This window comes from Mycobacterium dioxanotrophicus (assembly GCF_002157835.1).
GTDB lineage: Bacteria > Actinomycetota > Actinomycetes > Mycobacteriales > Mycobacteriaceae > Mycobacterium > Mycobacterium dioxanotrophicus.
Map to the genome: position 1 here is coordinate 6275397 of NZ_CP020809.1, position 25669 is coordinate 6301065.

A 25669-nucleotide genomic window follows, 5' to 3' on the forward strand; every position below is an offset into this window, starting at 1 on the left:
TCCGCGAAGAGACGCCAAGGCACCCCGACACGCCGCGCTTCGCGGACCTTGGTGTCTGCTCGCGTGAGGAACGTCAGCCGAAACGGCCGGAGATGTAATCCTCCGTGGCCTTCTTGCTCGGGTTGGAGAAGATCTTCTCGGTGTCATCGATCTCGATGAGCCTGCCCGGTTTGCCGGTGGCCTCGAGATTGAAGAACGCCGTCTGATCACTCACGCGGGCGGCCTGCTGCATGTTGTGCGTGACGATGACGATCGTGTAGTCGAGCTTCAGCGTCGAGATCAGGTCCTCGATGGCCAGCGTCGAGATCGGGTCGAGTGCCGAGCACGGCTCGTCCATCAGCAACACATCGGGTTGCACCGCAATGGCTCTCGCGATGCACAACCGCTGCTGCTGACCGCCCGAGAGGCCACCGCCGGGTTTGTCCAGCCGGTCCTTGACCTCGTTCCACAGGTTCGCACCCTTGAGCGAGCGCTCGGCGACCTCGTCCAGGGTCTTCTTGTTGCGCACGCCCTGAAGCTTCAGGCCCGCCACCACGTTGTCGCGAATCGACATGGTAGGGAACGGATTCGGCCGCTGGAACACCATACCGATGGTCTTGCGCACGCCGACCGGGTCGACACCGGCACCGTAGATGTCCTCGCCGTCGAGCAGCACCGAGCCCTCGACGCGGGCGCCGGGGATGACCTCGTGCATGCGGTTCAGAGTGCGCAGCACGGTCGACTTGCCGCAGCCGGACGGGCCGATGAACGCGGTGACACTGCGCGGCTGCACCGACAGCGCGACGTCGGCGACCGCGTGGAAGGAGCCGTAATAGATGTTGACGTCTTTGAGATCAAGCCGTTTGGCCATGGTGTGCTCCTAGAACTTCTTGGGGGCAAAGATTTTGGCGACCAACCGGGCCGCAACATTGAGCACCGCGATCAACAGGATGAGCGTCAGCGCCGCACCCCACAGCCGGTCGGTCGGCACCGGGTTGGCGCCCGCGCCCGCGGAGATCTGGTCGTACATCATGCCCGGCAGCGATCCCATGAACCCGTTGAACATGTCGAAGTTCATGGCCTGGGCGTAACCGACCAGGATCAGCAGCGGAGCCGTCTCCCCCATCACGCGGGCCAGTGCCAGCATGACGCCGGTGACGATGCCCGACAGCGCCGTCGGGATCACGATGCGCAGGATGGTCTTCCACTTCGGCACACCCAGCGCATAGCTGGCCTCGCGCAGGTCCATCGGGACGATGCGCAGCATCTCCTCGGTGGCACGCACGATCACCGGAATCATCAACAGCACCAAGGACAGTGACACCGCGAAGCCGGACCGGCCGAACCCAAGGGTGGCGACCCACAAGGCATAGATGAACAGGGCCGCGACGATCGACGGCACACCGGTGAGGATGTCGACCATGAAGGTGGTGAGCTTGCCCAGCCGGGTGCCGCCGCCGTATTCGACGAGGTACACCGCGACCATGACCCCGATCGGAATCGAGATGATCGAGCACACGACGCCCTGCAACAGCGTGCCGACCAGAGCGTGGTACACACCGCCGCCCGGCGCGAACGCCGTCATGCCCGACTGGGAATTGGTGAACCACACCGGGGACGTCAGCGCGGTCCAGCCCTTGGTGACCGCCGACCACAGCACCCACAGCAGGGGCACCAACGCGATCAGCATGGAGGCCGAAACAAGGACGGTGGCCAGGTGATTGGTCAGCTTGCGACGAACGCTGACGCCCTGGAAGGCGGGCGCCTTGACCGGCTGGTCGAGTGTCGGAGCGCTCATCGCGCAGCCTTTCCGGCGACGACGGCGCGCGCCAGTGAGTTGACCACGAACGTGAGGATGAACAGCACCAGGCCGGCCGCAATGTAGGCGCCCGCCTTGTACTGGTCGTTGAATTCGCTTGCAGTGGCGGCGATCTTGCTGGCGAAGGTATAGCCGCCGTCGAACAGCGACCAACCGAACGCCGTCTGGGTGCCGCGCAGGATGATCAGCAGGGCGATGGTCTCGCCGAGCGCGCGACCCAGGCCGAGCATCGCACCGCTGATGTAACCCGACATCCCGAACGGCAGCACGGTGGTGCGCACGACCTCCCAGCGGGTCGCACCGAGGGCCAATGCGGCCTCGATCTGCCCACGGGGCGTCTGGACGAACACTTCACGCGTCACCGCGGTGATGATCGGCAGGATCATCACCGCCAGCACGATGCCCGCGGTGAAAATAGTTCCGCCGCCGGCCAGCGACACATTGCCTGTCTTGAACAGGAAGAGCCACGACAGATTCTCGTTGAGCCACACCGCCAGTGGCTTGAGCACCGGGGCCAGGACATACAGACCCCAGACGCCATAGACGATCGACGGCACCGCCGCGAGCAGGTCGACCATGTACGCCAGCGGGCTGGACAGCCGCTTGGGGGCGTACTGGGTGAGGAAGATCGCGATGCCCAGTGCGACGGGCATCGCCAGGATCAGTGAGAACACCGACACGAACACGGTCACCTGGAGCAGGTCGAGGATGCCGAAGTGCATCGCCGACGTGTTGGTGGTGACCCAGTTACCGCCGTAGAGGAAAAAGTTCTCTTGGTTGCGGGCCAGCGCTGGGATGGCCCGCCAGAGCAGGAACACCCCGATCGCCGCGATGAGCGCGACGATCAGGATGCCCGAGCCTTCGGCCAGGCCGCGGAAAATGCGGTCGCCCAGCCGTACTTTCGCCGCCCCGCGCGACGGGTCGGTGGAGATGGGTTCCGGCTTCGGGGCGGGCGCGGCGATGGCCTCGCCCGACCCTGAGTCGGCAGGATCAGGTGTTGTCACGGTTGTCCCGTCCGGGCCCCTGTCGGTCATACGATCGAAAATCCATCCTCACCAGAATAATTGCGCCGGCGAACTAAGCGATCGCGTTGACGGATGTCAGCAGGCGCTGCTTGAAGGCGTCCGGAAGCGGAACGTAACCGGCGTCGCCGAGCCCGGACTGGCCCTGGTTGGCGGCCACCGTCAGGAACGACTTGACCGCTGCGGATGTGTCGGCGTCGTAGCCCTTGGAGCAGACGATGTTGTAGGTCGCCAGCACCAGCGGGTACACGCCGGCTTCCTTCGAGCCGTACAGCGAGTTCAGGTCGAGCTTGAGGTCGTTGCCCTCGGCGGCGAACTTGGCGGCGTCGATGGCCTTGGCCGCCGAGTCGTTGGTCAGCGCGACCGGGCCCGCACCGCTGTCGATCTGCGCGGCCGTCAGCTTGGCCTTGTCGGCGAAGCCCTTCTCCACGTAGCCGATCGATCCCGGGGTGTTCTGCACGGCCTGCACCACGCCCGAGGACTTCTGCGCACCCTCGCCCGCGCCGCCCTGGAACTCGCTGCCCGCACCCTTGGTCCACGCCTGCGGAGCGGCGGCGGACAGGTACTTCTGGAAGTTGTCGGTGGTGCCCGAGGAGTCCGAGCGGTAGACCGGCTTGATGTCGACGTCCGGCAGGGTGGTGCCGGCGTTGAGCGCCGCGATGGCCGGGTCGTTCCACTTCTTGATCTGGCCCTGGAAGATCTTGGCGAGCACGTCACCGTTGACGACGAGCTTGTCGACGCCCTCGAGGTTGTAGGCCAGCGCGACCGGGCCGAACACGAGCGGCAGGTTCCAGGCCGGGTTTCCACCGCAGCGATCCGCGGCAGCCTTGACCTGATCGCCGCTCAGCGCCGAGTCGGAGCCGGCGAAGTCAACCTGCTTGGCGATGAACTGCTCACGACCCGCTCCCGAGCCGGTCGGGTTGTACGACAGGTTCTTGCCCGAGCACGCCTGACCCCAAGCCTGGTTGAACAGCGCGATGGCGTTCTGCTGGGCCGTCGAGCCTTCCGCGGTCAGCGCGTTCTTGCCACCGCACTCCGCCGAAGCCGCAGCGCTCCCGGAGGCCGCGGAGCTCGACTTGGTGCCGCTGTTGTTGTCGCTGCCGCACGCGGTCAGGGTCAGCGCGGCGACGGCCGTCGCAGACAAGAACACTCCCAGCGGAGTGCCGACCCGCTTACCAATGCTGTTGAGCTTCACTTATCCCACTTTCGTTTGACGGCGTCAGACTCCCCGGCAACGTATGCGGCCGCAGTGGACGGTGCGGTGATGGAATATGAACGGACGGTGAACAGGTTCGGCGTGTTCACTGCTAGTCGCGCTGCGAGGGCCCATAGGCCGCATCGACAACAGCCACCTCGAAACCGAGTTTTCGGTAAGTGTTCACCGCCGCCGAGTTATTTGCCTCGACGTAAAGCATGACCACAGGCTGTGAAGTCCCTGATAGCGCCGCCGCGAGGTGATGCAGCCCGGTCAAGGTCAACAGGGATCCCAGCCCGCGGCCCTGCGCCGATGGATCGACGCCCACCACGTACACCTCGCCGAGCCCGGAGCCGTCCGGCAGACCACCGGCGTGGATCTTCGTCCAGTGGAAACCCAGCAGGCGTGCGGGTGATTCTGGTCCTCCTCGCGTGCGGGACGATTCTGGTCCTCCTCGCGTGCGGAACGATTCTGGTCCTCCTCGCGTGCGGGCCTCGAACGCCAGAAACAGACCCGTGGGGTCGAACCACGCCTCGTGGCGACGTTCGACGATGTCCTGCTCGGTCCAGCCGCCCTGCTCGGGGTGCCATGAGAAGGCCGCATTATTGACGCGGAGCAGCTCGGCGTCGTCCTGCGGCCCCTGATACGTCCTGATCGTCACGCCGGGGACGTCCCGCTGCGGAGGCAGGTCGGCCAGCGGACGACGCATCTGCAGCAGTTCCCGGACGATGACCAATCCCAGTTGGGCCGCCAGGGCCCGGGCGGGTTCGAGGTTGCCGTGTGCCCAGATCCTGGCGCCGGGCCCGCCTGCGGAGAGCCCCGCGCGGGCCAGCTGCGACCCGGTCCCCTGCCGCCTGGCATCGGGGTGCACCACCAGCTCGGCCATCGCCGGATCGTCACCGCCGGCCGGGGCCAAGTTGAGGTAGCCGATCACCTCGTCGCCGTCGGCAGCGACAAGATGACGGGTCCGGTCACGGCCGAGCTCGCGCAACACCTGATCACCGACCGGCGCGATCCCGTCGCGCTCCGTCGCCGTCGCGATGAGGGCGCGGATCTGCTGCTGATCGGCGCCGGACAAAGATGTGCGCCAGTTGATCGACGTCACTGGCTGGGCAGCCGATCGGCCAGCGGGCCCTTGGCGACCGGCGGCGAGTAGTCGTCGTCATCGTCGTCGCTGTCGTCGGCCGTATGCCCGACGGCGGGGCCGCGCCCGCGGGACGGGCGGACCGCCTTGTAGCCCACGTTGCGCACGGTTCCGATCAGCGATTCGTACTCCGGCCCCAGCTTGGCGCGCAGTCGCCGCACATGCACGTCGACGGTGCGGGTGCCGCCGAAGAAGTCGTATCCCCACACCTCCTGCAGCAGCTGGGCGCGGGTGAACACCCGGCCCGCGTGCTGCGCGAGGTACTTCAGCAGCTCGAACTCCTTGTAGGTGAGGTCGAGCGGCCGGCCGCGCAGCCGCGCGGTGTAGGTGCCCTCGTCGATGACCAGCTCACCGAGCGAGATCTTGCCGACGTTCTCCTGGCTGGCCGCGCCACCACGGCGCCCCACCAGCAGCCGCAGCCTCGCGTCGATCTCGGCCGGGCCGGTACCCGGCAACAGGATCTCGTCGAGACCCCACTCGTGGGTCACGGCGACGAGTCCGCCTTCGTTGAGCACCGCGACGACCGGCACCGACGTCCCGGTGGTGCCCAACAACCGACACAAGCCGCGGGCGGCGGCCAGATCCACCCGCGCATCGACGATCGCCACGTCGGCGTTGCCCGCCTCCAGCAGGGAGGACACCTCGGTCGGCGCTGTCCGCACGTTATGTGCCAGCAGCGACAGGGAAGGCAGGACAGACTCCGGATGCGAGTCGAGGGTGAGTAGCAGCAGATCCAACAGGTCCTCCGGCGCACCGGGAATCACTTTGGAACCGCCCGGACGCCGATGTCGGAGGTGGTTACCCGGATTCATGGCTGACACGTGGCCGTTACCGGCCATTTGTCTTCTAACGATAACGCCTTACCTGCAGTTCGGCCGCGCCGCGAGAAGCGTCCGCCCGGACGTGGGCAACAATATGCCGGTGCGGAAACTGGTGATCGGCTTCGTCGCGACCGTGCTTGCGCTCGTCGTGGCGGCCGTCGGCGTCGACTTCGGCGCCGCCATCTACGCCGAATACCGGCTGGCCCGCACGCTGCGCACGGTCGCGGCCCTGAACTGGGACCCCACCGCCGCAATCCTCGGATTCCCGTTCATCACCCAGGCTCGACGGCACCAGTACAACGAGGTGGAGCTGCGGGCGATCGGGGTGGACCACCCCGTGGTCGGCAAGGCATCGCTGGAAGCCACCATGCATCACATCAACCTGACCGAGGCTTCCTGGCTCATCCGGCCGAACGCCCCCATGCACATCGGCAAGCTGGAGAGCCGCATCATCATCGACTCCACCCATGTGGGGCGGTTCATGGGTATCGACGACCTGCTCGTGGAGGCCCCGTCCCGGGAAACCAACGACCCCACCGGCGGCACCACCGAATCGGGCATATCGAGCAATCAGGGCCTGGTGTTCACCGGTACTCCGAGGGCGGCGGGCATCGACAAGCGCGTCAGCGTCACGGTGGACCTGTCCATCACCGGCGATGACCACAGCACGCTGGTGATGACCGCCACCGGGGTACTCACCGGTGCAGGCACCGCCGACCAGCCGGTTCCCGAGGACAAGACCGCCGCGGTGCTCGCGGAGTTCAGCAGCACCATCACCGGACAGAAGCTGCCCTTCGGCATCGCCCCGACGAGCGAAGGCGCCCGCGGCTCCGACATCATCATCGAGGGCATCGCCGAGGGAGTAACCGTCGAGCTCAGCGAGTTCAGACAGACATGAGCACTTCCATGATCACCGTGATCGCGGTGCTGGTCGCCGCGCTGGGCGTGGCGCATGTGATCGGCCGGCTGGTGACCCGGCGCGCCGGGATGCTGCGGGCCGCCGACGACGCCACCGCGCAACTGGACACCTCCGACCTCGGGCTGTCCAGCACCGGACCGACCATCCTGCATTTCAGCGCGGAATGGTGCGGACCGTGCGCAGGCGTGCGCCGCGTGGTCGACCAGGTGTGCGCCGAGCTGCCTGCGGTGGCGCACGTGGAGATCGACATGGACGCGAATCCGGCAGCGGCGCGGCGTCTTTCGGTTTTGTCGCTGCCGACGACGTTCATCTTCGACGCCGAAGGGCATCAGCGGCACCGCACCAGCGGCGTGCCCAAGGCTGCTGACCTGCGCGCGGCGCTGAAACCGCTGTTGGCCTGACTCGGCCGTCATTGGGTAAGCTGTCGCTCGTGTCCGCCCGCATTGAGCTTGTGCTCACCAAGCGCCGCGCAGTCGATCTGTGCCGCGTCGCGGGTTGCTGCTGTTGTTGTTGCTGCTGCTGAGCGCTTCCGCGCGTCTTGACGTGCCCGCTCGGAGACTTGTCCTCCGGACTGCTCACCTTCCAGCCTTCCAACAACAACAGGAGTTTGTTCACATGTCAGGTCCCCACCTCGAGACAGCCGGTCAGGTCGACGTGCGCGGCCCGCGATTCGCCGCCTGGGTCACCACCGGTGCACTGATCCTCATCCTGCTGGTCTCCGGGGTCAGCAATGTCGCGGCGGCCGTGCTGCTCGGTCTGCAGGCGGTGGTGTTCGCCGTCGGCGCCCTCGGTGGTCCTCGCCGCCATCCCTACGGCCGGGTGTTCGCCACGCTCGTCGCGCCCCGTCTCGGACCCGTCACCGAACGTGAACCGGTTGCTCCGCTGAAGTTCGCTCAACTGGTCGGCTTCGCGTTCGCCGTCGTGGGTACCGTCGGTTTCGCGCTCGGCGTCCCCGCGCTGGGCTTGGCCGCCACCGCGTTGGCCTTGGTGGCAGCGTTCCTCAATGCCGCCTTCGGCATCTGCCTGGGCTGCCAGATCTACCCGCTGGTGGCTCGTTTCCGTCGCACACCAAGTCCCGCCTGACCCCCCCAAATATCAAGCAACCGAAAGGATCTCGTCTATGGCACGCTCCGACGTCCTGGTCTCCACCGAATGGGCCGGGAACAATCTCGAAACTCCTGGCGTGGTATTCGTCGAGGTCGACGAGAACACCAGCGCTTATGACGACGAGGGACACATCCCCGGCGCCGTCAAGCTGGACTGGAAAGACGACCTGCAGGACGCCGTCAAGCGCGACTTCGTCGATCAGCAGCAGTTCTCGAAGCTGTTGAGCGACAAGGGCATCAGCAATGACGACACCGTGGTCCTGTACGGCGGCAACAACAACTGGTTCGCGGCATACGCCTACTGGTACTTCAAGTTGTACGGCCACGCCGACGTCAAGCTGCTCGACGGCGGCCGCAAGCGCTGGCAGCTCGACGCCCGCCCGCTGGTCAAGGACGCGGTCAGCCGCCCGGCAACGTCGTACTCGGCCAAGCCGCAGGACCACAGCATCCGCGCCTTCCGCGACGACGTGATTGCCGCGATCAACGTCAAGAACCTGGTCGACGTGCGTTCGCCCGACGAGTTCTCCGGCAAGATCCTGGCCCCCGCGCACCTCCCGCAGGAGCAGAGCCAGCGGCCCGGACACATCCCCGGAGCCATCAACGTTCCGTGGAGCAAGGCCGCCAACGAGGACGGCACCTTCAAGTCCGACGAGGAACTCGCGGCGCTGTACGCCGCGGCGGGCCTGGACGGCGAGAAGGAAACCATCGCCTACTGCCGGATCGGTGAGCGCTCGTCGCACACCTGGTTTGTGCTGCAGGAACTGCTGGGACACCAGAACGTCAAGAACTACGACGGCAGTTGGACGGAATACGGCTCCCTCGTGGGCGCCCCGATCGAGTTGGGAAGTTGATATGTGCTCTGCACCCAAGCAAGGACAGACGTTGCCGGCCGGCGTCGACCTGGAGAAGGAAACCGTGATCACGGGACGCGTGGTCGACGGCTCCGGCCAGGCAGTCGGCGGGGCGTTCGTACGCCTGCTCGACTCCTCCGACGAGTTCACCGCCGAGGTGGTGGCGTCGGCGACCGGTGACTTCCGCTTCTTCGCCGCGCCCGGCACCTGGACGCTGCGTGCGCTGTCGCCTGCCGGCAACGGTGACGCCAGCGTCGCGCCGACGGGTGCGGGCATCCACGAGGTCGACGTCAAGGTCGCCTAGTTCTCTTCGCTCGAACGTGAGCTTGTGCGCGAGGATTCGCCCGTATCTGGCACACAAGTTCACGTTCGGCGAGTGACCGTCGGCACACCACCCGGAGCCGCCGGACCTTCGCCGAGGAACTAGACTCATCGCCGTGGTGCTCTTCTTCGAGATCATGCTTGTCGCGGCCGTCGTGGTCATCACGTGGTTCGCGTTGTACACCCTTTACCGGCTCGTCACTGACGAGTCGTGACGTCCGAGCAGGACGTTCCAGCCGACGGACCCGAGCCGGTCGTACCGGGCTCCGGTGACCGCGCGGTCGCCGCGGCTGCCGAACGCGCCAAGGCCACCGCGGTACGCAACATCCCGGCCTTCCAGGATCTACCGCTTCCCGCCGATACCGCGAATCTGCGCGACGGCGTTGGGCTCAACGACGCCCTGCTGGCATTGCTGCCGCTCGTGGGCGTGTGGCGCGGCGAGGGCGAGGGCCGCGACGCCGACGGCGACTACCGATTCGGCCAGCAGATCGTGGTGTCGCACGACGGCTCTGACTATCTGAACTGGGAAGCTAGGTCCTGGCGGCTCAACGAGTCCGGGGACTACGACTCCCCCGCCCTGCGTGAAACCGGCTACTGGCGCTTCGTCGACGATCCGTCGGATCCGTCCGAGGCCCAGGCCATCGAATTGCTTCTCGCGCATTCCGCCGGCTACGTGGAGTTGTTCTACGGCCAGCCGCTCAACCAGTCGTCGTGGGAGCTGGCCACCGATGCACTGGCCCGCAGCCGCTCCGGGGTGCTGGTGGGTGGGGCCAAGCGGCTCTACGGCATCATCGAGGGCGGCGATCTGGCATATGTGGAGGAGCGCGTCGACGCCGACGGCGGCCTCGTCCCGCATCTGTCAGCCCGGCTGAGCCGGTTCGTCGGCTAGTGCACCGCCTCGGATATCCGGTGGCCGCGCTGGCCGCCGCGGCAACCCTGGCGGCCTGTTCGACCGATAGTGCCCCGCAACCGGCACCGACGTCGACGCCTCCCGAGCACGGTTCGTTCGCGCACTGCCTCACCGAACATGGTGTGCCCGCAGCGCCCGGCCCGGTGGCCGGCCCGCCGCAGGGCGTCGACCCGGGCACCTGGCAGAAGGCCATGACAGCATGTTCGGACCTGGCTCCCGGGCCGCGCTAACCGGCCGCACAGCGCACACATAGCCATCCGATAACCCGCGCCCAGCACGGCCGCATAGCGTCACCGCCATGAGACAGACGATCTTGAAAACGGTCTTGACCGGCATGGCGGCCACCGCACTCATCGGTGGTGTTGCCGCCTGTTCATCGAGCCAACCATCAAGCGGGCAGACCGGCTCGACGGCCGCATCCGCTGCGTCGACTCCGGCCGCAACGTCAGCGGCCCCGGAATCGGCGGCACCCGATGCCTATGGCCAATGCATGGAAGATCACGGCATGCCTGCCCCTCCGGGCGGGTTCGGCCAGCGGCCGCCGGGGCATCCGGACGGCCCGCCACCCGATGGCATGACGCCTCCCGAGGGAGCGCCGCCGGCCGGACCGCCGCCGGGCCACCACGGCGACGGCGCGACGCCGCCACCGCCGCCGGGTGTAGATCAGGACGCCTGGAACAACGCGTTGCAGGCGTGCGCCTCGTTGGCACCGGCACCGCCGCCGCGGTAACGAGAATTCCGCCCCGGATATGGAGCGGCCCCCGAGCCTTGGTTCCTGGGTTGGACTGACCGAGGGGCTCGGGGGCCGGGTGGCTGCGGGGAATTCGCCAGCGCGCGCAGGCAATTCACCCCGCGCTGCTAGCGGGCAGCCACCTCACATGTCCATAAATCAATCAATTTGTCGGACCACCTCCTTCCCTGTGTACGAGCGACCGTACCCCCGTATGCGCACCGCGACAAGCGATTTACTCTCAGCGATCGCTGACGATGGCCGCGTCCACCAAACCTGCCAGTTCGTCGTGCAGCGGAGCATCGGGGAGCCGCTGTCCGTCCAGGATGTGCACCCGCGCGGCCAGCGTGATGCTCGATACCAGCCAAACCCCTTGTGCGGTAACCAGATCCCCGGGTGTGAGCTGGCGGTAGTCGCAGTCATAACCCTTGTTGCGGGCCACCTCGAAGAGCGCCTGCTGCGTCGTTCCGCGCAGGATCGGGTACCACGGCGGCGGCGTCAGCAGCAGCGGTGCTCCGTACTCGTCCGCGGTCGCAATGACGACGGTCGACCGCGGTCCCTCCAGCAGATACCCGTCGGAGCTGACGAAGATCACGTCCCCGGCGCCGCGGCGCGCGGCGTGGCGTAACGCGGCCATGTTGACCGCGTAGGACAGCGTTTTGGCGCCGGCGACCAACCACGGCATGTCGGCGGCCCCGAGCGGCAGTCCCCGGTCGAGCGTGATCGCCGCGACCCCGTCCCGCCGGGCACCGGCAACCCGGTCGGCCAGCTCGCCGATGGTGGCGAACGCCGTCGGCGGCCCGCCACTTTCGCGGCCCCTGCTGTACACCAGGCGCAGCACCCCGTCGCCAGCCTGATCGGACGGGTGTTCGGCCGCCCAGCGCTGCGCGCCGATGCCCACCGCACTGCGCCACGCCGCCAGATCGGGCTCGGGCAGGTCGAGCATCCGGGCGGACTGGCTCAGCCGCGTCAGATGCGACTCCAACAGACACGGCTTGCCGTCACGGATCAGCAGCGTCTCGAAGACTCCGTCGCCGCGCACCGCAGCCAGATCGTCGGCGTGCAGTAAAGGTGCCGTCGGATCGTGGAGTTGCCCGTCCAGGGTGACCACCACGGCTGGTTGACTCGCCATGGGGCCTCACCCTAGCGCCGTAGAGTTGGACCATGTCAGAAGTACCGACAGCCGTTCCCGCGCCCGACAGCAGTCCTGATGCCGGTGCCGTGTGGCACTACGGCGATCCCCTCGGTGAGCAGCGGGCCGCGGTCCGCGGCGCCGTCGTGATCGACCGATCGCACCGCGCGGCGCTCACCCTTGCCGGGAAAGACCGCCAGAGCTGGCTGCACAGCATCTCGACGCAGCACGTCAGCGCGCTGCCCGACGGCGCCGTGACGGAGAACCTCAGCTTGGATCTGCAGGGCCGGGTCGAGGATCACTGGATTCAGACCGAACTCGGCGGCATGACGTACCTGGACACCGAGGCGTGGCGGGCCGAACCGCTGCTGAGCTACCTGCGCAAGATGGTGTTCTGGGCCGACGTGCAGGTCGAGCCCGCCGAGCTGGCGGTGCTGTCGCTGCTGGGCCCGACGCTGGCCGACTCGGCGGTGCTGACCGCACTCGGCCTCGAGGCCCTGCCCGCCGAACTGTCGGCGGTGGCGCTGGCCGACGGTGGGTTCGTGCGGCGCATGCGGGCCGACGCACTCGAATTGGATCTCGTGGTGCCCCGCGACCAGGTCGACGCCTGGAAGCAGCGGCTGGAGGCGGCCGGGGTGCAGCGAGCCGGGGTCTGGGCCTACGAAGCGCACCGGGTGGCGGCGCGTCGGCCCCGGTTGGGGATCGACACCGACGAACGCACCATCCCGCACGAGGTCGGCTGGATCGGGTCCGCGGTCCACCTGGACAAGGGCTGCTACCGGGGTCAGGAGACCGTCGCGCGCGTGCACAACCTGGGCAAACCACCCCGGATGCTGGTTCTGCTGCAGCTCGACGGATCCTCCGAGCGCCCTTCGACCGGTGACCCCGTGACCGCGGGCGGGCGCACCGTGGGCCGGCTGGGCACCGTCGTCGACCACGTCGACGATGGCCCGATTGCGCTCGCGCTGCTCAAACGCGGAATTCCGGCCGAGACCGAGCTGCTCACGGGCGGTGAGGTCGCCGTGGCGGCCGTCATCGACCCGGACTCGTTGCCGTCCGCGGATACCAGTGCGGGCGCCGGACGGGCTGCGGTGGACCGGCTGCGCAGCGGCGCGTAACGGCCCTCACGCCCCGTCGGAGGCAGGGCCTGCCAGCACTTCGCCGCCGGGCACGGTAAAGTGTTGGCAGGACAATAAAGACACACAGATCGGAGCCGCCTAGCAAATGGGCCGCTCCGTTATTGCGCGAGGGGGTTCCCCCATGGGCCGCGGCCGGGCTAAGGCAAAGCAGACCAAGGTTGCACGTGAGCTCAAGTACAGCTCACCGCAGACCGATTTCTCCCAGCTCCAACGTGAGCTGTCGGGTGCTCCCGATTCTGAGGATGCAAACGACGACGCCGACGAGTGGGCTAACGAGGACGACTGGCGGCGCTGAGCTGACCGGCATTCCGGCCCCACGGCACTTTGGCCGCAGGGCCGGATTCCTCTATCCGTATCCGCGACGAGAACCCTTTCCGGGTCAGAAGCGCGGGTGCTGACCGACGAGTTGGGCGCGCAAACTGTCCTTCCCGCCCTTCTCGACGGTTCCCAGCGTCCAGCAGTTCAGGTGTCGCGCAGTCAGGATCGCCAGCGCTCGGTCGGTGTCCTCCGGCGCGACGACGGCGACCATGCCGACGCCCATGTTGAACGTCTTCTCCATCTCGACACGTTCGATGCGGCCACGCTGGGCGATCATCTGGAACACCGGTGCGGGCGTCCACGTGCCGCGATCCAGCGTCGCGGTCAGGCCGTGCGGGATGACCCGTTCCAGGTTGCCGGCCAGGCCACCGCCGGTGACGTGGCAGAACGTGCGGACCTGGGTTTCCGCCGCCAGCGCGAGGCAGTCCTTGGCGTAGATGCGCGTCGGCTCCAGCAGCTCCTCACCGAGGGTCCTGCCAAACTCCTCGACGTGGCCGGCCAGGTTCATCCGGTCGATCTCCAGCAGCACCTTGCGGGCCAGCGAGTAGCCGTTGGAGTGCAGCCCGCTGGCGGCCATGGCGATGATCACATCGCCCGGCTTGACCCGATCAGGCCCCAGCACATCGTCTGCCTCTACGATGCCGACGCCGGTCGCGGAGATGTCGTAGTGGTCAGGCTCCATCAGCCCCGGGTGCTCGGCAGTCTCCCCGCCCAGCAGCGCGCAGCCGGCCAGCACACACCCGTCGGCGATGCCGGACACGATGGCGCTGACACGTTCGGGAACGGTCCGCCCGACGGCGATGTAGTCCTGCAGGAACAGTGGCTCGGCCCCGCACACGACGAGGTCGTCGACCACCATCGCGACCAGGTCCAGCCCGACGGTGTCGTGCTTGTCCATGGCTTGGGCCACCGCCAGTTTGGTGCCAACGCCGTCGGTCGACGAGGCCAGGACCGGCTCGCGGTAACCGCCGCGCAGGGCGAACAGTCCGGCGAAGCCGCCCAGCCCACCCCGGACCTCGGGACGGGTTGCTTTGGCAGCGAGCGGTTTGAAGAGTTCCACAGCGCGGTCACCGGCTTCGATGTCCACCCCGGCCGATGCGTAGGAAATGCCCTGCTGATCGGCGATGCCGTGCTGTGCGGCGCCTTTAGTCATCGCAAATAAGGCTACCGCCCCGGAGATCGGCGCGATACAGCGCCAGCGCGCTGACGCTGTACTCAGGGCCTGCGCAGCGCCGAGACGTTGTCGTTGTCGGCGGTCACCGGGATGCCGGTGCGCGCCGCGGTGGCCAGCATGTGCTCGACGACGTTCTTGCCGAGCGCGGTCTCACCAGGCAGTTCGATCGGATAGTTGCCGTCGAAGCACGCCGAGCACAACCGGGTTGCCGGCTGCTCGGTGGCCGCGATCATGCCCTGCTGGGAGATGTAGCCCAAGGTGTCGGCGCCGATGGCGTGTCGGACGGCCTCCAGCATCTCGCCCTCGTGCTCCTGGGGCGCGGCGTTGGCGATCAGTTCCGCCGGGGTCGCGAAGTCGATGCCGTAGAAACAGGGCCATTTGACCGGCGGCGACGCGATCCGGACGTGGACCTCGACGGCACCGGCTTCCCGCAGCATGCGGACCAGGGCGCGCTGCGTGTTGCCGCGGACGATCGAATCGTCGACGACGATCAGCCGCTTGCCCCGGATCACCTCTTTGAGCGGGTTGAGCTTGAGCCGGATGCCCAGCTGCCGAATGGTCTGCGACGGCTGGATGAACGTGCGGCCCACGTAGGCGTTCTTCATCAGGCCCTGGCCGTAGGGAACGCCCGACTCCTGCGCGTACCCGACCGCTGCGGGGGTGCCCGATTCCGGCACGCCGATCACCAGGTCGGCCTCGATGGGGTGCTCGCGGGCCAGCCGGCGGCCGATGTCGACGCGGGTGGCGTGCACCGAGCGGCCGACGAGCGTGCTGTCCGGGCGGGCCAGGTAGACGTATTCGAAGACGCAGCCCTTGGGTTCCGGGTTGGCGAAGCGAGTGGAGCGCACCCCGTCGGCGTCGATGGCCAGCAGTTCCCCGGGCTCGATGTCGCGGACGAACGAGGCACCCACGATGTCGAGCGCCGCGGTCTCGGAGGCGACGACCCAGCCGCGGTCCAGCCGGCCCAACGACAACGGCCGCACCCCGTGCGGATCACGTGCGGCGTAGAGGGTGGTCTCGTCCATGAAGGTGAGGCAGAAGGCGCCGCGCACGGTCGGCAGCAGCTCAAGGGCCGCCTGCTCCAGGGTGGCGTCGGCGGCGCCGTGGGCCAGCAACGCGCCCAGGATGTCGGAGTCCGTCGTCGCCGCGGGGGCGCCCTTCATGTCGATGAGGCCCGCTTCGCGCGCCCGGCGCGCGAGTTCGGCCGTGTTCACCAGGTTGCCGTTGTGCCCGAGCGCCACGCCCGTGCCTGCGGCAGTGTTACGGAAGACGGGTTGGGCGTTCTCCCACGTGGTGGAGCCGGTGGTCGAGTAGCGGCAGTGGCCGACGGCGACATGGCCCGGCATCGCGGCCAGGGTCTGCTCGTCGAACACCTGGCTGACCAGGCCGAGATCCTTGAACACCAGGATCTGTGAGCCGTCGGTGACCGCGATACCCGCGGCTTCCTGACCACGGTGCTGCAGCGCGTACAGGCCGTAGTAGGTGAGTTTGGCGACGTCTTCTCCCGGGGCCCAGACCCCGAATACACCACACTCTTCGCGCGGTTCGTTGTCGTCGTGTTCCTGACCAGTCACGATAGGGCTGCTCCCGGGGCGGCGGTTGGAGACATCACAGAGTCTACGGTCCAGACGGCCCTGAAAAGGAATCGAACGGCCGGTTCTGGTATCGCGAGGGTGCAACAACGGACTCGCCGGCGGCATTTCCGGGCCGCCCCGACGGTGTGGACAACCGCACCCCGATCCGTCGGGATAACCCCATCGATTCGCCACTGGCCAACGGCAAGGATGAATTTCGTGACCAGCCAACTCTCGGAGAAGCCCTCGACCGGTCCTGCTGATTCCGTCGGCGCAGCTCGGCCGCACCCGTGGTCGAACGTGACGAAGACCTCATTTCGATTCTGCTTCATCTACTTCGGCCTGTTCTGTCTGCTGTTCGCACAGATCACGTTCGCCTTCCTCGGCATCGTGGGCACGTGGCTGCCGGAATCGGCGGTGATGTGGCAGATGACGGCGCTGGGACCGGTGTTGACCTGGGTCGGCCGCCACGTCTTCGGTGTCGAGGCGGTGTTGCACCGGGATTCGGGCAGCGGGGATCAGGCCGCCATCTGGGTCATGGTGTTCTGCCTGCTCGTCGTCGCCGTCGTCGGTGCCGCCGTGTGGTCGCTGGTGGACCGGTCCCGCCGCGACTACTCGCGGCTCTGGGCGTGGTTCCTGACCTTCGTGCGGTTGTGTGTGGCCGGGCAGATGCTGTTCTACGGGTTCGCCAAGCTCATCCCGACGCAGATGCCTAGCCCACCGCTGACCGCGTTGCTGCAGCCCTACGGCAACTTCAGTCCGGCCTCGGTGCTGTGGCTGCAGGTCGGCACGTCGCAGCCCTACGAGATGGCGTTGGGCGCCGCGGAGGTGCTGGCGGGGCTGCTGCTGTTCCTGCCGCGCACCGCGACGCTCGGTGCGCTGGTCGGCGTGGTGAGCATGGCGCAGGTGTTCCTGTTGAACATGACCTTCGACGTGCCGGTCAAGATCCTGTCGGGTCACCTGTTGTTGATGAGCCTGGTCCTGCTCGCGCCGCAGCTGCGCCGGTTGACGAACCTGTTTGTCCTGCAACGCCCGTCGGAGCCGCTCAGTCAACCCGAGCTGTTCGGCACGCAGCGGGCCAACCGCAGAGTCGCCGCGGCTCAGGCCGTGCTCGGCATCTGGGTGGCGATCGGCTGCGTGTGGACCGGTTGGCAGGCCTGGAATCAATACGGTGGCGGTAGCGCCAAGCCCGAGCTGTACGGCATCTGGGCGGTCCGCGAGTTCAGTGTCGACGGCAAGCCGCTGCCGCCGCTGACCACCGACCAGACCCGTTGGCAACGTGTGATTTTCGACAAGCCGGGCGCACTGACGTACCAAAGGATGAACGGCGACCTGGTGGATGCCACCGCCGACGTCACGGCGGACACCATCAGGGCCGCGGAACCGGGCGGCGCCGCGCTGGCCGAACTGCGCGTGTCACGCCCGACGCCGCAGCAGCTGCACCTGGCGGGCACGTTGCGGGGCCGTCCCGTTGCGATGACGCTCGACCAGGTCGACGTGAACCAATTCACCCTGCGCAACAGGGGTTTTCACTGGGTGCAGGACTATCCGTTCTTCCGCTGAGTGCTACAGCGTGACCAGTGGTAGCCACCGCGCGACCTCGGTGGCGCGCGAACCCGACAGTTGCACGGCGCCTGCGGCGTCGTCGAGCGACAACAGCCCCGTAGCCAGTAACAGCCAGGTGCGGGCGTCGGTTTCGACGACGTTCGGCGGCGTGCCGCGGGTGTGCCGCGGCCCCTGGATGCACTGCACCGCCACAAACGGCGGTACCCGCACCTCGACGCTCGCGCCCGGTGCGACGGCTGCCAGCGTGCGCGCGGTCAGTCGCACGGCGTCGGCAAGCTCGGCCCGACTGGGCTCGGCGGCGCCGGCGTCCCGCAACCAGTCGGCCACCGCCGACACGGCGACCCGGGTCTTCACCGGATCTGCACTACCACGGGCGGCCATACCTTAGTGTCTCAAAGTGTTTGCCGATCGCCACAATCCGCCGTACAAGACGGCCGGAGCCGCTCTCCTCGCGGTCGTGGCGCTTCTGCTGATGCTGGTCGCGCTGCAGTTCCGCGGTGCTTTCCAGCCGAAAGCACAGCTGATCCTGTTGTCGTCGCGCGCCGGTCTTGTGCTGGACCCGGGATCCAAGGTCACCTACAACGGTGTCCCGATCGGCCGGGTCGCGGGGGTCAGCACAGTCAACGAAGATGACCTCAAGGCGCGGGTCATGCTCGACATCGATCCGCGCTATCTGAACCTGTTACCTGCCAACGTGGAAACCTCAATTCAAGCCACCACGGTGTTCGGGAACAAGTACGTCGCGTTCCGCTCGCCGCAAAACCCAAGTGCAGAGCGGGTTTCCACCACGACACCGATCGACGTGTCAGCGGTGACCACCGAATTCAACACGCTGTTCGAAACCATCACGGCCATCTCCGAGCAGGTCGACCCCATCAAGCTCAACCAGACCCTGTCGGCCACCGCGCAGGCGCTGTCCGGTCTCGGCGACAAGTTCGGCCGATCACTGGTCGACGGGAACACCATCCTCGACGACCTGAACCCGCGGATGCCGCAGTTGCACCACGACATCAGCGCGCTGGCCGATCTCGGCGACGTGTACACCGGCGCAGCACCGGACCTGTTCGACGGGTTGACCGACGCGACCCGCACCGCAGCCACGTTCAACGCCGAACGCGGGAACATCGATTCGGCGCTGATGGCGGCGATCGGGTTCGCCGGGACCGGGGCCGACATCCTGGACCGCGGCGGACCGTACCTGCAGCGTGGCGCGCAGGATCTGCTTCCGACGTCGAAGCTGCTCGACGACTATCAGGGCGAGATTCTGTGCATGATCCGCAACTATCACGACGTCGCACCGGAGCTGAATCTGGCACTCGGCGGAGACAACGGCTATTCGCTGGCGTCCTCCGGCACGCTGTACAGCATCGGGTCGGCCAATGCCTTTGTCTACCCGGACAACCTGCCGCGTGTGAACGCCCACGGCGGTCCCGAGGGTAAGCCCGGCTGCTGGCAGAAGATCACGCGCGACCTGTGGCCCGCCCCGTACCTGGTGATGGACACCGGGCTGTCGATCGCGCCGTACAACCATTTGGAGCTCGGCTCACCGATGTTCACCGACTACGTGTGGGGTCGTCAGATCGGGGAACCGACCATCAACCCGTGACGCCGGCGTTGACATGAACTTTCGTTGAGGTTCTACCGTGACGTCATGATCTTCAAACCGCATGAGATCGCCTTTCTGCGTGATGCCGACCTCGGCAGGTTGGCCACCATCCAACCCGACGGCACACCGCAGAACAGCCCGGTCGGCTTCACGTTCAACGAGCAACTCGGCACGATCGACATCGCCGGTTACCGAATGTCGCACAGCCAGAAATTCCGCAACATCGCCGGCAATCAGAAAGTCGCGTTCGTGGTCGACGACATCACGTCCCGAGATCCGTGGCGAGTTCGCTGCCTGGAGATCCGCGGAACCGCCGAGCAGGCGCGCGTGCCCGCCGCCCGCGGCGGCGCGGGCGATGAGTTGGACACCGCCATCATCCGGGTGACGCCGCACAAGATCATCAGCTTCGGCATCGACGATCAGGAATCCGAACCGCACCAACTGATTCCTGACGTCAGGACGATGTAGGCGGCCTTACCATCGAACGATGCCGAAGCGGACGGTGTCCGAGACCGACGATATCGGCTACTTCGTGCCCGGGATTTTGCCGATGTGGCGAGCGGCCGGCCTGTCGCTCGCGGTGGCCGGAAGCGCTGTGTTCAACGGGGTCGGCGCACTCGGTGCCGTACTGATCGCCGCAGTGGTGGTCTACGCGCTCGAGCGGTTGCATCGTCAGGCACCGGAAGCGCCCTCGACCGGTGATCTGGTCGGATCGACGCTCGGTCCGTCAGCCGCGCGGTTCACCGGCATGATCCAACTGGCGGCCTACGCGGTCATGGCTGCCGGCGTCGCGGTGTCGCTCGGCGGCCTGTCGTTCTACCACTCGGCGGACCCGGCTTCGGCGATGGCCAGCTGGTGGTGGCCGACGTTGTCGCTGGCCTTCGTCGGCCTGGCCGCAACACTGGTTGCGGTGCTGCCGACCCGGACCATCGGCGCGACGGCCGCCGTGCTGGCGGCGGTAGGTCTGTTGGTGTACTTCTACGTCGGCCTGGCGATCATCGCCAAGATGCTCAGCGGCACCGCGCCGCTCGACATCGGCCCGCAGCGCTTTCCGTCGGCGCTGGTCACCCTGGCCACCGTGATTCCCCTCGGCCTGGGATTGGCCGGGTTCGAAGTGGCGAGCGCAGCCAACGGCAGGCTGCGGTCGGTGGGGCGGCCCCTCGGCGTGGTGTTGGCCGCGGTCGGCGTGTGCACGGTCACGTTGCTGGCGGCTGTGAACGTCGCGGCGGCAGGCGGTTTCCAATACCAGGCCGGTTCGTTCTCGTCGATCGCGATCGAAATCTTCGGTGAGCCAAGTCGTCTCTGGCTGCTCGCCGGCCCCGTACCGCTGTCATGTGCGGCCGTGCTCGCGCTGCTGTGGGCGGCCACGCGGGTCGCCGGCCGGCTGTTCGGCGGAGGGGTGGCGACCTCCTGCCTGGTCGCGGCGGCCATCGCCGTCGTTGCCGTGGCGCTCTGTCGCTACCAGCGCGACATCAGCGGCCTGCTGTCCATCGTGGCGGCGCTGCTTCTGCTCGCGGTGTACATCCTTGTCGCCGAGGCGAACTCGCGCGTATCCGGGACACCCGCCGCGACGCAGGTGCCGCGCGCCGTGATGGTGGCGACGGCAGCCGCGGTGGTGTTCATCCCGCTTCGTGCCAGGGACTTCACGATTGCGGCATGGTGGCCGCTGGGCGTCACCGTCGTGATCGTCGGTGTCGCGGCGCTGCTCAGCGGCGTCGGACGAACAGCACGGCCAGCGCCCCAGCCTCGTTGAGCGCCAGGTGCGTCAGCATCGGCGCGGCCAGGCCACCGGAGCGCTCGGCCAGCCATCCGAACACCCATCCCGCGCCCCCGGTCACCAGCACGGTGCCGAGCACCGGTGCCCCTGTCGCTCGCGCATCGGCTATGTGCGACAAGCCGAATGCCACTGCCTGCAACAGCCGCCCGCCACGCGGGCCGAATGCGCCGGAACCCAGGTTCGCCAGCACGGCACGATAAGTCATCTCCTCCGCCCACACCGTGCCGATCGGAATCCGCAGCGTGAGCCATCCGATCGGATCTGAGGGCAGTTCCCGCTGACGCATCACGGCACGGACCGCAGGCACCGCCGTCGTCGCCGCGGTCCCGGCGGTGATCGCGGCGGCTGCGGACGCACCCCACCGCAGGCCGGGCCGCACCCGGGTCGGGTGCAGACCGGTCGGGGCGCGGGTGAGTGCGACGAGGCCGGTCCCCAACAGTGCCCGCACCGCGGGCTGCCAGCGTTTCGGTAGCCGCGGGTCCACCAGCGTGCTCCAGGCCACCAGCCCGCCGGCCAGCAGCAGCGCTCGTAACGTGTTGGTGCGCATCAGTTTTCGGGGCCATCCTGGGCCATCGTCTTCTGCAGCGCGATCCGGATCCGCTCGGTGTCATGCGGTGTCCAACCAGCAGGCGGCGCCACCGCCACCCAGCCGTCCAACACCGATTCGCCGTAGTTGTGTCCGTGTCCGGCCGGTACGCCCGAGGCGTTGGTGATGTCCGCGGCGACCTGCCAGAACGTGATGATCGGATACCAGCGCATCGATGCCGTGCGGTCCCTGCCGGGTGGCTCGACGAGCCAATCCGGCCGGGAGAACAGCAGATCCGTCGACCACCAGACGATCGGGTCCGACGGATGCTGCAGGAACAGCACCCGGGTCCCCTCCCAGGTGCCTGCCGTGTCGGCGGCGATTTCGCCCGGATCGACGGCTTCGGAGAACCGGACCGTGCGGCCGTTGTCGTAGCGCGGTCTGACCGCCGGGGTTCCCGGATCGCGTCGCACCACCAGGCCGTGCCACAGCGTGCTGGCGTTCGGCGGGCCCACCCACAGCACAGCGGAAAAACCCATCCTCGCGATGTCGGGCAGCCAGCTGAATGCCCCCTGCCCGGCCAGTGAACCGAGACTCTCGCCGTAGAGCACGAGTTCCGGGCGGTGGTCCGCGGGCAGTTGGTCCCAGCGTTCATGGATGGCGTTGATCATGGTCCGGCCGGAGTCCACCGATTTCTCGCGGTCGGCCATGAACGAAATCCAGCTCGGCAGATAGGAATACTGCATGCCGACGATTGCGGTGTCGCCGTTGTACATCATCTCCAGCGCCCGCGCGGCGACCGGATTGACCCAGCCGGTACCCGTGGTCGGGACGATCACCAGCATCTTTCGGTCGAACGCGTGGGTGCGTTCAAGTTCGCTCAGTACCACCGAAATCCGCTGCTGATCGTTGTCGCCGGTCTGCAATCCGGCGTAGACCCGGATGGGTTCCTTGGCGGGCCTTCCGTTGAGCTTGGTGAGTTCGTCGGCATGCGGCCCGGTGGCGACGAAGTTGCGACCCTGGAAGCCGAGGGTGTTCCACGGCGCGAAAGAGCTTGGGCTGCCTGATCTCTCAGGCTGATCGGGCTGGCTGACGCCCTCGCGGGTGGTGGTGTTCTGCGGCTGGAACACCCGACTGGCCCCGGCCAGAAACCCGCGGTAGAGCACACCGTTGACCAGCATGACCACCAGCACCACCACGATCGCGGTGCCGATGAACTGGGCGACCTCGCGGTGCAGATGCCAACGCCGGATGAACAGCCGGGCCAGCAGGCGCACGGCGTCGCGCAGCACCCGCGCGGTGGAGATCAAGGCCGTGCCGACGGCCACGGCGATGATCAGCGTGCGCAGATAGCCCGCGGTGCCCGGCCCTTCCATGCCCATCACCGCCGACACCTGCCGTTGCCAGGCCGCGGCCGGGATCAACATCAGAATGCAGGCCGCAATGGCGCTGGTGACGACGACCGCCTTGAGACCGTACAGCACCCGCTTGCTCGGGGGCCACCACGGTCTGCGCCGTAAAAGCAAGCGGTACAGCAGTTTTCCGAGTACGACGCCAATGCCGTAGCCGATGGCGGCGTTGATCCCGCCGATCAGCCCGGCGAACAACCAGTCCCTGGGCAGTAACGACGGGGTCAGCGACAGACAGAAGAACAGGGCGCCGACGGCGACGCCTGCGAAATCGAGCCGGACCAGGTTCCAGGCCCAGACCAGTAACGGATGTCGGTTTGTGGTCTGTTCAATCACCCGAACAACCCGGGCAGCACGCCCTCCGACGTGCTCCGCAGCTCGGACAAGGTGACACTGAACTGGCCCTGCACTTCGACCGAATCGCTCCCCTGGTCGACCACGCCGATGCGGGTCACCGGCAGGCCGCGTGCCTCGCACATCGACCGGAATCGGCTCTCCTCGGTACGCGGCACGGCCACCAGTACCCGGCCCGCCGACTCGGAGAACAGCGTCACGAAAGGATCGGCACCTTCGGGAAGGATTACCCGGCAACCGGTTTCACCCGCGAGTGCGGCCTCGACCACGGCCTGGATCAGGCCACCTTCACTGAGGTCGTGCGCGGCGGAGACCAGCCCGTCGCGCGATGCCGACACCAGCACCTCGGCCAGCAGCTTCTCGCGGTCGAGGTCCACCTTCGGCGGCACCCCGCCGAGGTGGTCGCCGGTGACCTGCGCCCAGATCGACCCGTCGAACTCGTCGCGGGTGTCGCCGAGCAGCATCAAGGTCTCGCCGGGCTCGGTGCCCAGGCCGGTGGGGATGCGGCGCTTCACGTCGTCGATGACGCCGAGCACGCCGACCACCGGGGTCGGCAGGATCGCGGTGGTCCCGGTCTGGTTGTAGAAGCTGACGTTGCCGCCGGTCACCGGAATGCCCAGAGCCGCACAGCCATCGGCGAGGCCGCGGACAGCCTGGCTGAACTGCCACATGACACCCGGATCCTCGGGAGACCCGAAGTTGAGGCAGTTGGTCACCGCGACGGGCGTGGCGCCGGTGACGGCGACATTGCGGTAGGCCTCGGCGAGCGCGAGCTGCGCGCCGGTGTAGGGATCCAGCTGCGTGTAGCGCCCCGAGGCGTCGGTGGACAGCGCGATGCCCCGGCCGGTGGACTCGTCGATGCGCAGCAGGCCGCCGTCGGCATGCTCGGCCAGCACGGTGTTGCCCCGCACGTACCGGTCGTACTGCTCGGTGATGAACGCCCGGCTGCACAGGTGCGGACTGCCGACCATCGTGAGCAGGGTCTCCCGCAGCTCGTCGCCGGTGGTGGGTCGCGGCAGCTTCGCCGAGGTGTCGGCGATCAGCGCGTCCTGGCTGTCGGGGCGCGCCACCGGACGCTGGTACACCGGGCCCTCGTGCGCGACGGTACGCGGCGGCACGTCGACGACGGTCTCGCCGTTCCAGGTGATCTGTAGCCGGTCGCCGTCGGTCACCTCGCCGATGACGGTGGCGAGCACCTCCCACTTGCGGCACACGGCCAGGAACGCGTCGACGTTCTCCGGGGTGACCACCGCGCACATCCGTTCCTGCGATTCGCTCGACAGGATCTCGGCCGGGGTCATGTTGGCGGCGCGCTGCGGTACCCGTTCCAGTTCCACCCGCATACCGCCGTCGCCGGCGGAGGCCAGTTCGGAGGTGGCGCAGGACAATCCGGCGCCGCCGAGATCCTGGATCCCGACCACCAGGTCGGCCGCGTACAGCTCAAGACAGCACTCGATGAGTACCTTTTCGGTGAACGGGTCACCGACCTGCACCGCCGGCAGCTTCTTGCGGCCGGGGCCGGACCCTTCGTCGCCGCCGAAGGTCTCCGATGCGAGCACCGACACACCGCCGATGCCGTCCAGGCCGGTGCGGGCGCCGAACAGGATGATCTTGTTGCCCGTGCCCGACGCGAACGCCAGGTGCAGGTCTTCCTTGCGCAGCACGCCGACGCACAGCGCATTCACCAGCGGGTTGCCGGCGTACGACGCGTCGAAGACGGTCTCGCCGCCGATGTTGGGCAGGCCAAGGGAGTTGCCGTAGCCACCCACGCCGCGCACCACACCGTCGAGCACGCGGCGGGTGTCGGGGGCATCGGCAGCGCCGAACCGCAGCTGGTCCATCACCGCGACCGGGCGCGCGCCCATGGCCATGATGTCGCGGACGATGCCGCCGACACCGGTGGCCGCGCCCTGGTAGGGCTCGACGTAGGACGGGTGGTTGTGGGATTCGACCTTGAAGGTGACGGCCCAGCCGTCGCCGATGTCGACGACACCGGCGTTCTCGCCGATGCCGGCCAGCATGCCGGCGCGCATCTCGTCGGTGGTGGTCTCACCGAAATAGCGCAGGTGCACCTTGGAGGACTTGTAGGAGCAGTGCTCACTCCACATCACCGAGTACATGGCCAGTTCGGCGTCGGTGGGACGCCGGCCGAGGATCTCCCGGATCCGCTGGTACTCGTCATCCTTGAGGCCGAGTTCGCGGTAGGGCTGGGGGTGATCGGGGGTGGCGGCTGCCCGCTCCACCGAGTCGATGTCGTGGGTGAGCTCAGACGTCACG

At 67.6% G+C, this 25669-nt stretch carries 28 protein-coding genes; 15 read left to right on the forward strand and 13 right to left on the reverse strand.

Annotation, left to right across the window (positions count from 1 at the left end; genetic code table 11):
• Positions 1 to 73: 73 nt before the first annotated feature.
• The 6 genes from pstB to BTO20_RS30605 all read right to left on the reverse strand — a co-directional run bounded on the left by pstB (position 74) and on the right by BTO20_RS30605 (position 5899).
• A complete protein-coding gene (pstB, locus tag BTO20_RS40755) occupies positions 74 to 850 on the reverse strand; it encodes a phosphate ABC transporter ATP-binding protein PstB (protein ID WP_083166334.1) in 777 nt (258 codons plus the stop codon).
• A gap of 9 nt (positions 851 to 859) precedes the next feature.
• Positions 860 to 1777 (reverse strand): phosphate ABC transporter permease PstA, encoded by a 918-nt coding sequence (gene pstA / locus BTO20_RS40760; protein ID WP_087079621.1) that lies wholly within the window; start codon positions 1775 to 1777, stop codon positions 860 to 862.
• On the reverse strand, positions 1774 to 2832 hold the full coding sequence (gene pstC / locus BTO20_RS30590) for a phosphate ABC transporter permease subunit PstC (RefSeq protein ID WP_087079622.1): 1059 nt from the start codon (positions 2830 to 2832) through the stop codon (positions 1774 to 1776). Before pstC ends, pstA begins: the two co-directional genes overlap by 4 nt.
• A gap of 43 nt (positions 2833 to 2875) precedes the next feature.
• Complete coding sequence (gene pstS, locus BTO20_RS30595; RefSeq protein WP_087079623.1) at positions 2876 to 4015, reverse strand: phosphate ABC transporter substrate-binding protein PstS; 1140 nt, start codon at positions 4013 to 4015, stop codon at positions 2876 to 2878.
• A 112-nt stretch (positions 4016 to 4127) separates the two neighbouring features.
• A complete protein-coding gene (gene mshD, locus BTO20_RS30600; protein ID WP_087079624.1) occupies positions 4128 to 5120 on the reverse strand; it encodes a mycothiol synthase in 993 nt (330 codons plus the stop codon).
• Positions 5117 to 5899 (reverse strand): winged helix-turn-helix transcriptional regulator, encoded by a 783-nt coding sequence (locus BTO20_RS30605; RefSeq protein ID WP_232491289.1) that lies wholly within the window; start codon positions 5897 to 5899, stop codon positions 5117 to 5119. Before BTO20_RS30605 ends, mshD begins: the two co-directional genes overlap by 4 nt.
• A gap of 175 nt (positions 5900 to 6074) precedes the next feature.
• Here BTO20_RS30605 and lmeA point away from each other — a divergent pair, with 175 nt between their 5' ends.
• From lmeA to BTO20_RS30655, 9 genes are all read left to right on the forward strand, one after another.
• On the forward strand, positions 6075 to 6878 hold the full coding sequence (gene lmeA / locus BTO20_RS30610; RefSeq protein WP_232491290.1) for a mannan chain length control protein LmeA: 804 nt from the start codon (positions 6075 to 6077) through the stop codon (positions 6876 to 6878).
• The gene (locus BTO20_RS30615; RefSeq protein WP_087079626.1) at positions 6875 to 7300 is read left to right on the forward strand and encodes a thioredoxin family protein; all 426 of its coding nucleotides are present in this window, start codon (positions 6875 to 6877) and stop codon (positions 7298 to 7300) included. Before lmeA ends, BTO20_RS30615 begins: the two co-directional genes overlap by 4 nt.
• 29 nt (positions 7301 to 7329) lie before the next feature.
• Positions 7330 to 7422 (forward strand): Ms5788A family Cys-rich leader peptide, encoded by a 93-nt coding sequence (locus BTO20_RS41410; RefSeq protein ID WP_353651897.1) that lies wholly within the window; start codon positions 7330 to 7332, stop codon positions 7420 to 7422.
• A gap of 92 nt (positions 7423 to 7514) precedes the next feature.
• The gene (locus BTO20_RS30625) at positions 7515 to 7982 is read left to right on the forward strand and encodes a DUF4395 domain-containing protein (RefSeq protein WP_087079627.1); all 468 of its coding nucleotides are present in this window, start codon (positions 7515 to 7517) and stop codon (positions 7980 to 7982) included.
• 37 nt (positions 7983 to 8019) lie between these two features.
• Positions 8020 to 8856: a sulfurtransferase gene (locus BTO20_RS30630; RefSeq protein ID WP_087079628.1), complete on the forward strand. Its 837-nt coding sequence runs from the start codon at positions 8020 to 8022 to the stop codon at positions 8854 to 8856.
• 1 nt (position 8857) lies between these two features.
• Complete coding sequence (locus BTO20_RS30635) at positions 8858 to 9160, forward strand: DUF1416 domain-containing protein (protein ID WP_029369850.1); 303 nt, start codon at positions 8858 to 8860, stop codon at positions 9158 to 9160.
• A gap of 228 nt (positions 9161 to 9388) precedes the next feature.
• A complete protein-coding gene (locus BTO20_RS30645) occupies positions 9389 to 10066 on the forward strand; it encodes an FABP family protein (RefSeq protein WP_087079629.1) in 678 nt (225 codons plus the stop codon).
• A complete protein-coding gene (locus tag BTO20_RS30650; RefSeq protein WP_087079630.1) occupies positions 10066 to 10317 on the forward strand; it encodes a hypothetical protein in 252 nt (83 codons plus the stop codon). Before BTO20_RS30645 ends, BTO20_RS30650 begins: the two co-directional genes overlap by 1 nt.
• Before the next feature lie 68 nt (positions 10318 to 10385).
• Positions 10386 to 10817 carry a hypothetical protein gene (locus BTO20_RS30655; RefSeq protein WP_087079631.1) on the forward strand — a complete coding sequence of 144 codons (432 nt, stop codon included), beginning with the start codon at positions 10386 to 10388 and terminating at the stop codon, positions 10815 to 10817.
• Positions 10818 to 11058: 241 nt separating this feature from the next.
• Here BTO20_RS30655 and BTO20_RS30660 read toward each other — a convergent pair whose 3' ends face one another.
• Positions 11059 to 11949 carry an aminodeoxychorismate lyase gene (locus BTO20_RS30660; protein WP_198344118.1) on the reverse strand — a complete coding sequence of 297 codons (891 nt, stop codon included), beginning with the start codon at positions 11947 to 11949 and terminating at the stop codon, positions 11059 to 11061.
• 32 nt (positions 11950 to 11981) lie between these two features.
• On the opposite strand from BTO20_RS30660, the gene ygfZ reads away from it, so the two are divergent.
• Positions 11982 to 13067 (forward strand): CAF17-like 4Fe-4S cluster assembly/insertion protein YgfZ, encoded by a 1086-nt coding sequence (ygfZ, locus tag BTO20_RS30665; protein ID WP_087079632.1) that lies wholly within the window; start codon positions 11982 to 11984, stop codon positions 13065 to 13067.
• Between the two features lie 142 nt (positions 13068 to 13209).
• On the forward strand, positions 13210 to 13383 hold the full coding sequence (locus BTO20_RS30670) for a DUF3073 domain-containing protein (RefSeq protein ID WP_072278584.1): 174 nt from the start codon (positions 13210 to 13212) through the stop codon (positions 13381 to 13383).
• Between the two features lie 84 nt (positions 13384 to 13467).
• Here BTO20_RS30670 and purM read toward each other — a convergent pair whose 3' ends face one another.
• Together purM and purF are read right to left on the reverse strand one after the other, a co-directional pair.
• Complete coding sequence (purM, locus tag BTO20_RS30675; protein WP_064942171.1) at positions 13468 to 14559, reverse strand: phosphoribosylformylglycinamidine cyclo-ligase; 1092 nt, start codon at positions 14557 to 14559, stop codon at positions 13468 to 13470.
• Positions 14560 to 14621: 62 nt separating this feature from the next.
• Positions 14622 to 16154, reverse strand: a complete 1533-nt coding sequence (gene purF / locus BTO20_RS30680; protein ID WP_087079633.1) for an amidophosphoribosyltransferase — start codon at positions 16152 to 16154, stop codon at positions 14622 to 14624.
• 210 nt (positions 16155 to 16364) lie between these two features.
• On the opposite strand from purF, the gene BTO20_RS30685 reads away from it, so the two are divergent.
• Positions 16365 to 17717, forward strand: coding sequence for a DoxX family protein (locus BTO20_RS30685; protein WP_232490903.1), 1353 nt, complete (start codon positions 16365 to 16367; stop codon positions 17715 to 17717).
• A gap of 3 nt (positions 17718 to 17720) precedes the next feature.
• On the opposite strand, the gene BTO20_RS30690 is transcribed toward BTO20_RS30685, so the two are convergent.
• Positions 17721 to 18101, reverse strand: coding sequence for a sterol carrier family protein (locus BTO20_RS30690; protein ID WP_087079634.1), 381 nt, complete (start codon positions 18099 to 18101; stop codon positions 17721 to 17723).
• A 16-nt stretch (positions 18102 to 18117) separates the two neighbouring features.
• Between BTO20_RS30690 and BTO20_RS30695 the strand changes: the two genes are divergently transcribed.
• The 3 genes from BTO20_RS30695 to BTO20_RS30705 are packed head-to-tail and all read left to right on the forward strand — an operon-like array spanning position 18118 to position 21079.
• Complete coding sequence (locus BTO20_RS30695) at positions 18118 to 19326, forward strand: MCE family protein (RefSeq protein WP_087079635.1); 1209 nt, start codon at positions 18118 to 18120, stop codon at positions 19324 to 19326.
• 45 nt (positions 19327 to 19371) lie between these two features.
• Positions 19372 to 19794, forward strand: coding sequence for a PPOX class F420-dependent oxidoreductase (locus BTO20_RS30700; RefSeq protein WP_087079636.1), 423 nt, complete (start codon positions 19372 to 19374; stop codon positions 19792 to 19794).
• Between the two features lie 19 nt (positions 19795 to 19813).
• On the forward strand, positions 19814 to 21079 hold the full coding sequence (locus tag BTO20_RS30705; RefSeq protein ID WP_087079637.1) for an APC family permease: 1266 nt from the start codon (positions 19814 to 19816) through the stop codon (positions 21077 to 21079).
• On the opposite strand, the gene BTO20_RS30710 is transcribed toward BTO20_RS30705, so the two are convergent.
• Genes BTO20_RS30710 through purL form a run of 3 tightly spaced genes read right to left on the reverse strand, consistent with a single transcriptional unit; the run spans position 21033 to position 25668 of the window.
• Positions 21033 to 21650, reverse strand: coding sequence for an Rv0804 family intramembrane glutamic endopeptidase (locus BTO20_RS30710; RefSeq protein ID WP_087079638.1), 618 nt, complete (start codon positions 21648 to 21650; stop codon positions 21033 to 21035). The two genes, BTO20_RS30705 and BTO20_RS30710, sit on opposite strands and share 47 nt — an antisense overlap.
• Positions 21650 to 23374: an alpha/beta hydrolase gene (locus BTO20_RS30715; protein WP_087079639.1), complete on the reverse strand. Its 1725-nt coding sequence runs from the start codon at positions 23372 to 23374 to the stop codon at positions 21650 to 21652. Before BTO20_RS30715 ends, BTO20_RS30710 begins: the two co-directional genes overlap by 1 nt.
• Positions 23371 to 25668 (reverse strand): phosphoribosylformylglycinamidine synthase subunit PurL, encoded by a 2298-nt coding sequence (gene purL, locus BTO20_RS30720; RefSeq protein ID WP_087079640.1) that lies wholly within the window; start codon positions 25666 to 25668, stop codon positions 23371 to 23373. Before purL ends, BTO20_RS30715 begins: the two co-directional genes overlap by 4 nt.
• Position 25669: the final 1 nt, after the last annotated feature.

Coding starts and splice junctions, on each gene's coding strand:
- pstB (WP_083166334.1), bottom strand. CDS start 850: ATGGCCAAACGGCTTGATCTCAAAGACGTCAACATCTATTACGGCTCC.
- pstA (WP_087079621.1), bottom strand. CDS start 1,777: ATGAGCGCTCCGACACTCGACCAGCCGGTCAAGGCGCCCGCCTTCCAG.
- pstC (WP_087079622.1), bottom strand. CDS start 2,832: ATGACCGACAGGGGCCCGGACGGGACAACCGTGACAACACCTGATCCT.
- lmeA (WP_232491290.1), top strand. CDS start 6,075: ATGCCGGTGCGGAAACTGGTGATCGGCTTCGTCGCGACCGTGCTTGCG.
- BTO20_RS30615 (WP_087079626.1), top strand. CDS start 6,875: ATGAGCACTTCCATGATCACCGTGATCGCGGTGCTGGTCGCCGCGCTG.
- BTO20_RS30625 (WP_087079627.1), top strand. CDS start 7,515: ATGTCAGGTCCCCACCTCGAGACAGCCGGTCAGGTCGACGTGCGCGGC.
- BTO20_RS30630 (WP_087079628.1), top strand. CDS start 8,020: ATGGCACGCTCCGACGTCCTGGTCTCCACCGAATGGGCCGGGAACAAT.
- BTO20_RS30635 (WP_029369850.1), top strand. CDS start 8,858: ATGTGCTCTGCACCCAAGCAAGGACAGACGTTGCCGGCCGGCGTCGAC.
- BTO20_RS30655 (WP_087079631.1), top strand. CDS start 10,386: ATGAGACAGACGATCTTGAAAACGGTCTTGACCGGCATGGCGGCCACC.
- BTO20_RS30660 (WP_198344118.1), bottom strand. CDS start 11,949: ATGGCGAGTCAACCAGCCGTGGTGGTCACCCTGGACGGGCAACTCCAC.
- ygfZ (WP_087079632.1), top strand. CDS start 11,982: ATGTCAGAAGTACCGACAGCCGTTCCCGCGCCCGACAGCAGTCCTGAT.
- BTO20_RS30670 (WP_072278584.1), top strand. CDS start 13,210: ATGGGCCGCGGCCGGGCTAAGGCAAAGCAGACCAAGGTTGCACGTGAG.
- purM (WP_064942171.1), bottom strand. CDS start 14,559: ATGACTAAAGGCGCCGCACAGCACGGCATCGCCGATCAGCAGGGCATT.
- BTO20_RS30685 (WP_232490903.1), top strand. CDS start 16,365: ATGAATTTCGTGACCAGCCAACTCTCGGAGAAGCCCTCGACCGGTCCT.
- BTO20_RS30690 (WP_087079634.1), bottom strand. CDS start 18,101: ATGGCCGCCCGTGGTAGTGCAGATCCGGTGAAGACCCGGGTCGCCGTG.
- BTO20_RS30700 (WP_087079636.1), top strand. CDS start 19,372: ATGATCTTCAAACCGCATGAGATCGCCTTTCTGCGTGATGCCGACCTC.
- BTO20_RS30705 (WP_087079637.1), top strand. CDS start 19,814: ATGCCGAAGCGGACGGTGTCCGAGACCGACGATATCGGCTACTTCGTG.
- BTO20_RS30710 (WP_087079638.1), bottom strand. CDS start 21,650: ATGCGCACCAACACGTTACGAGCGCTGCTGCTGGCCGGCGGGCTGGTG.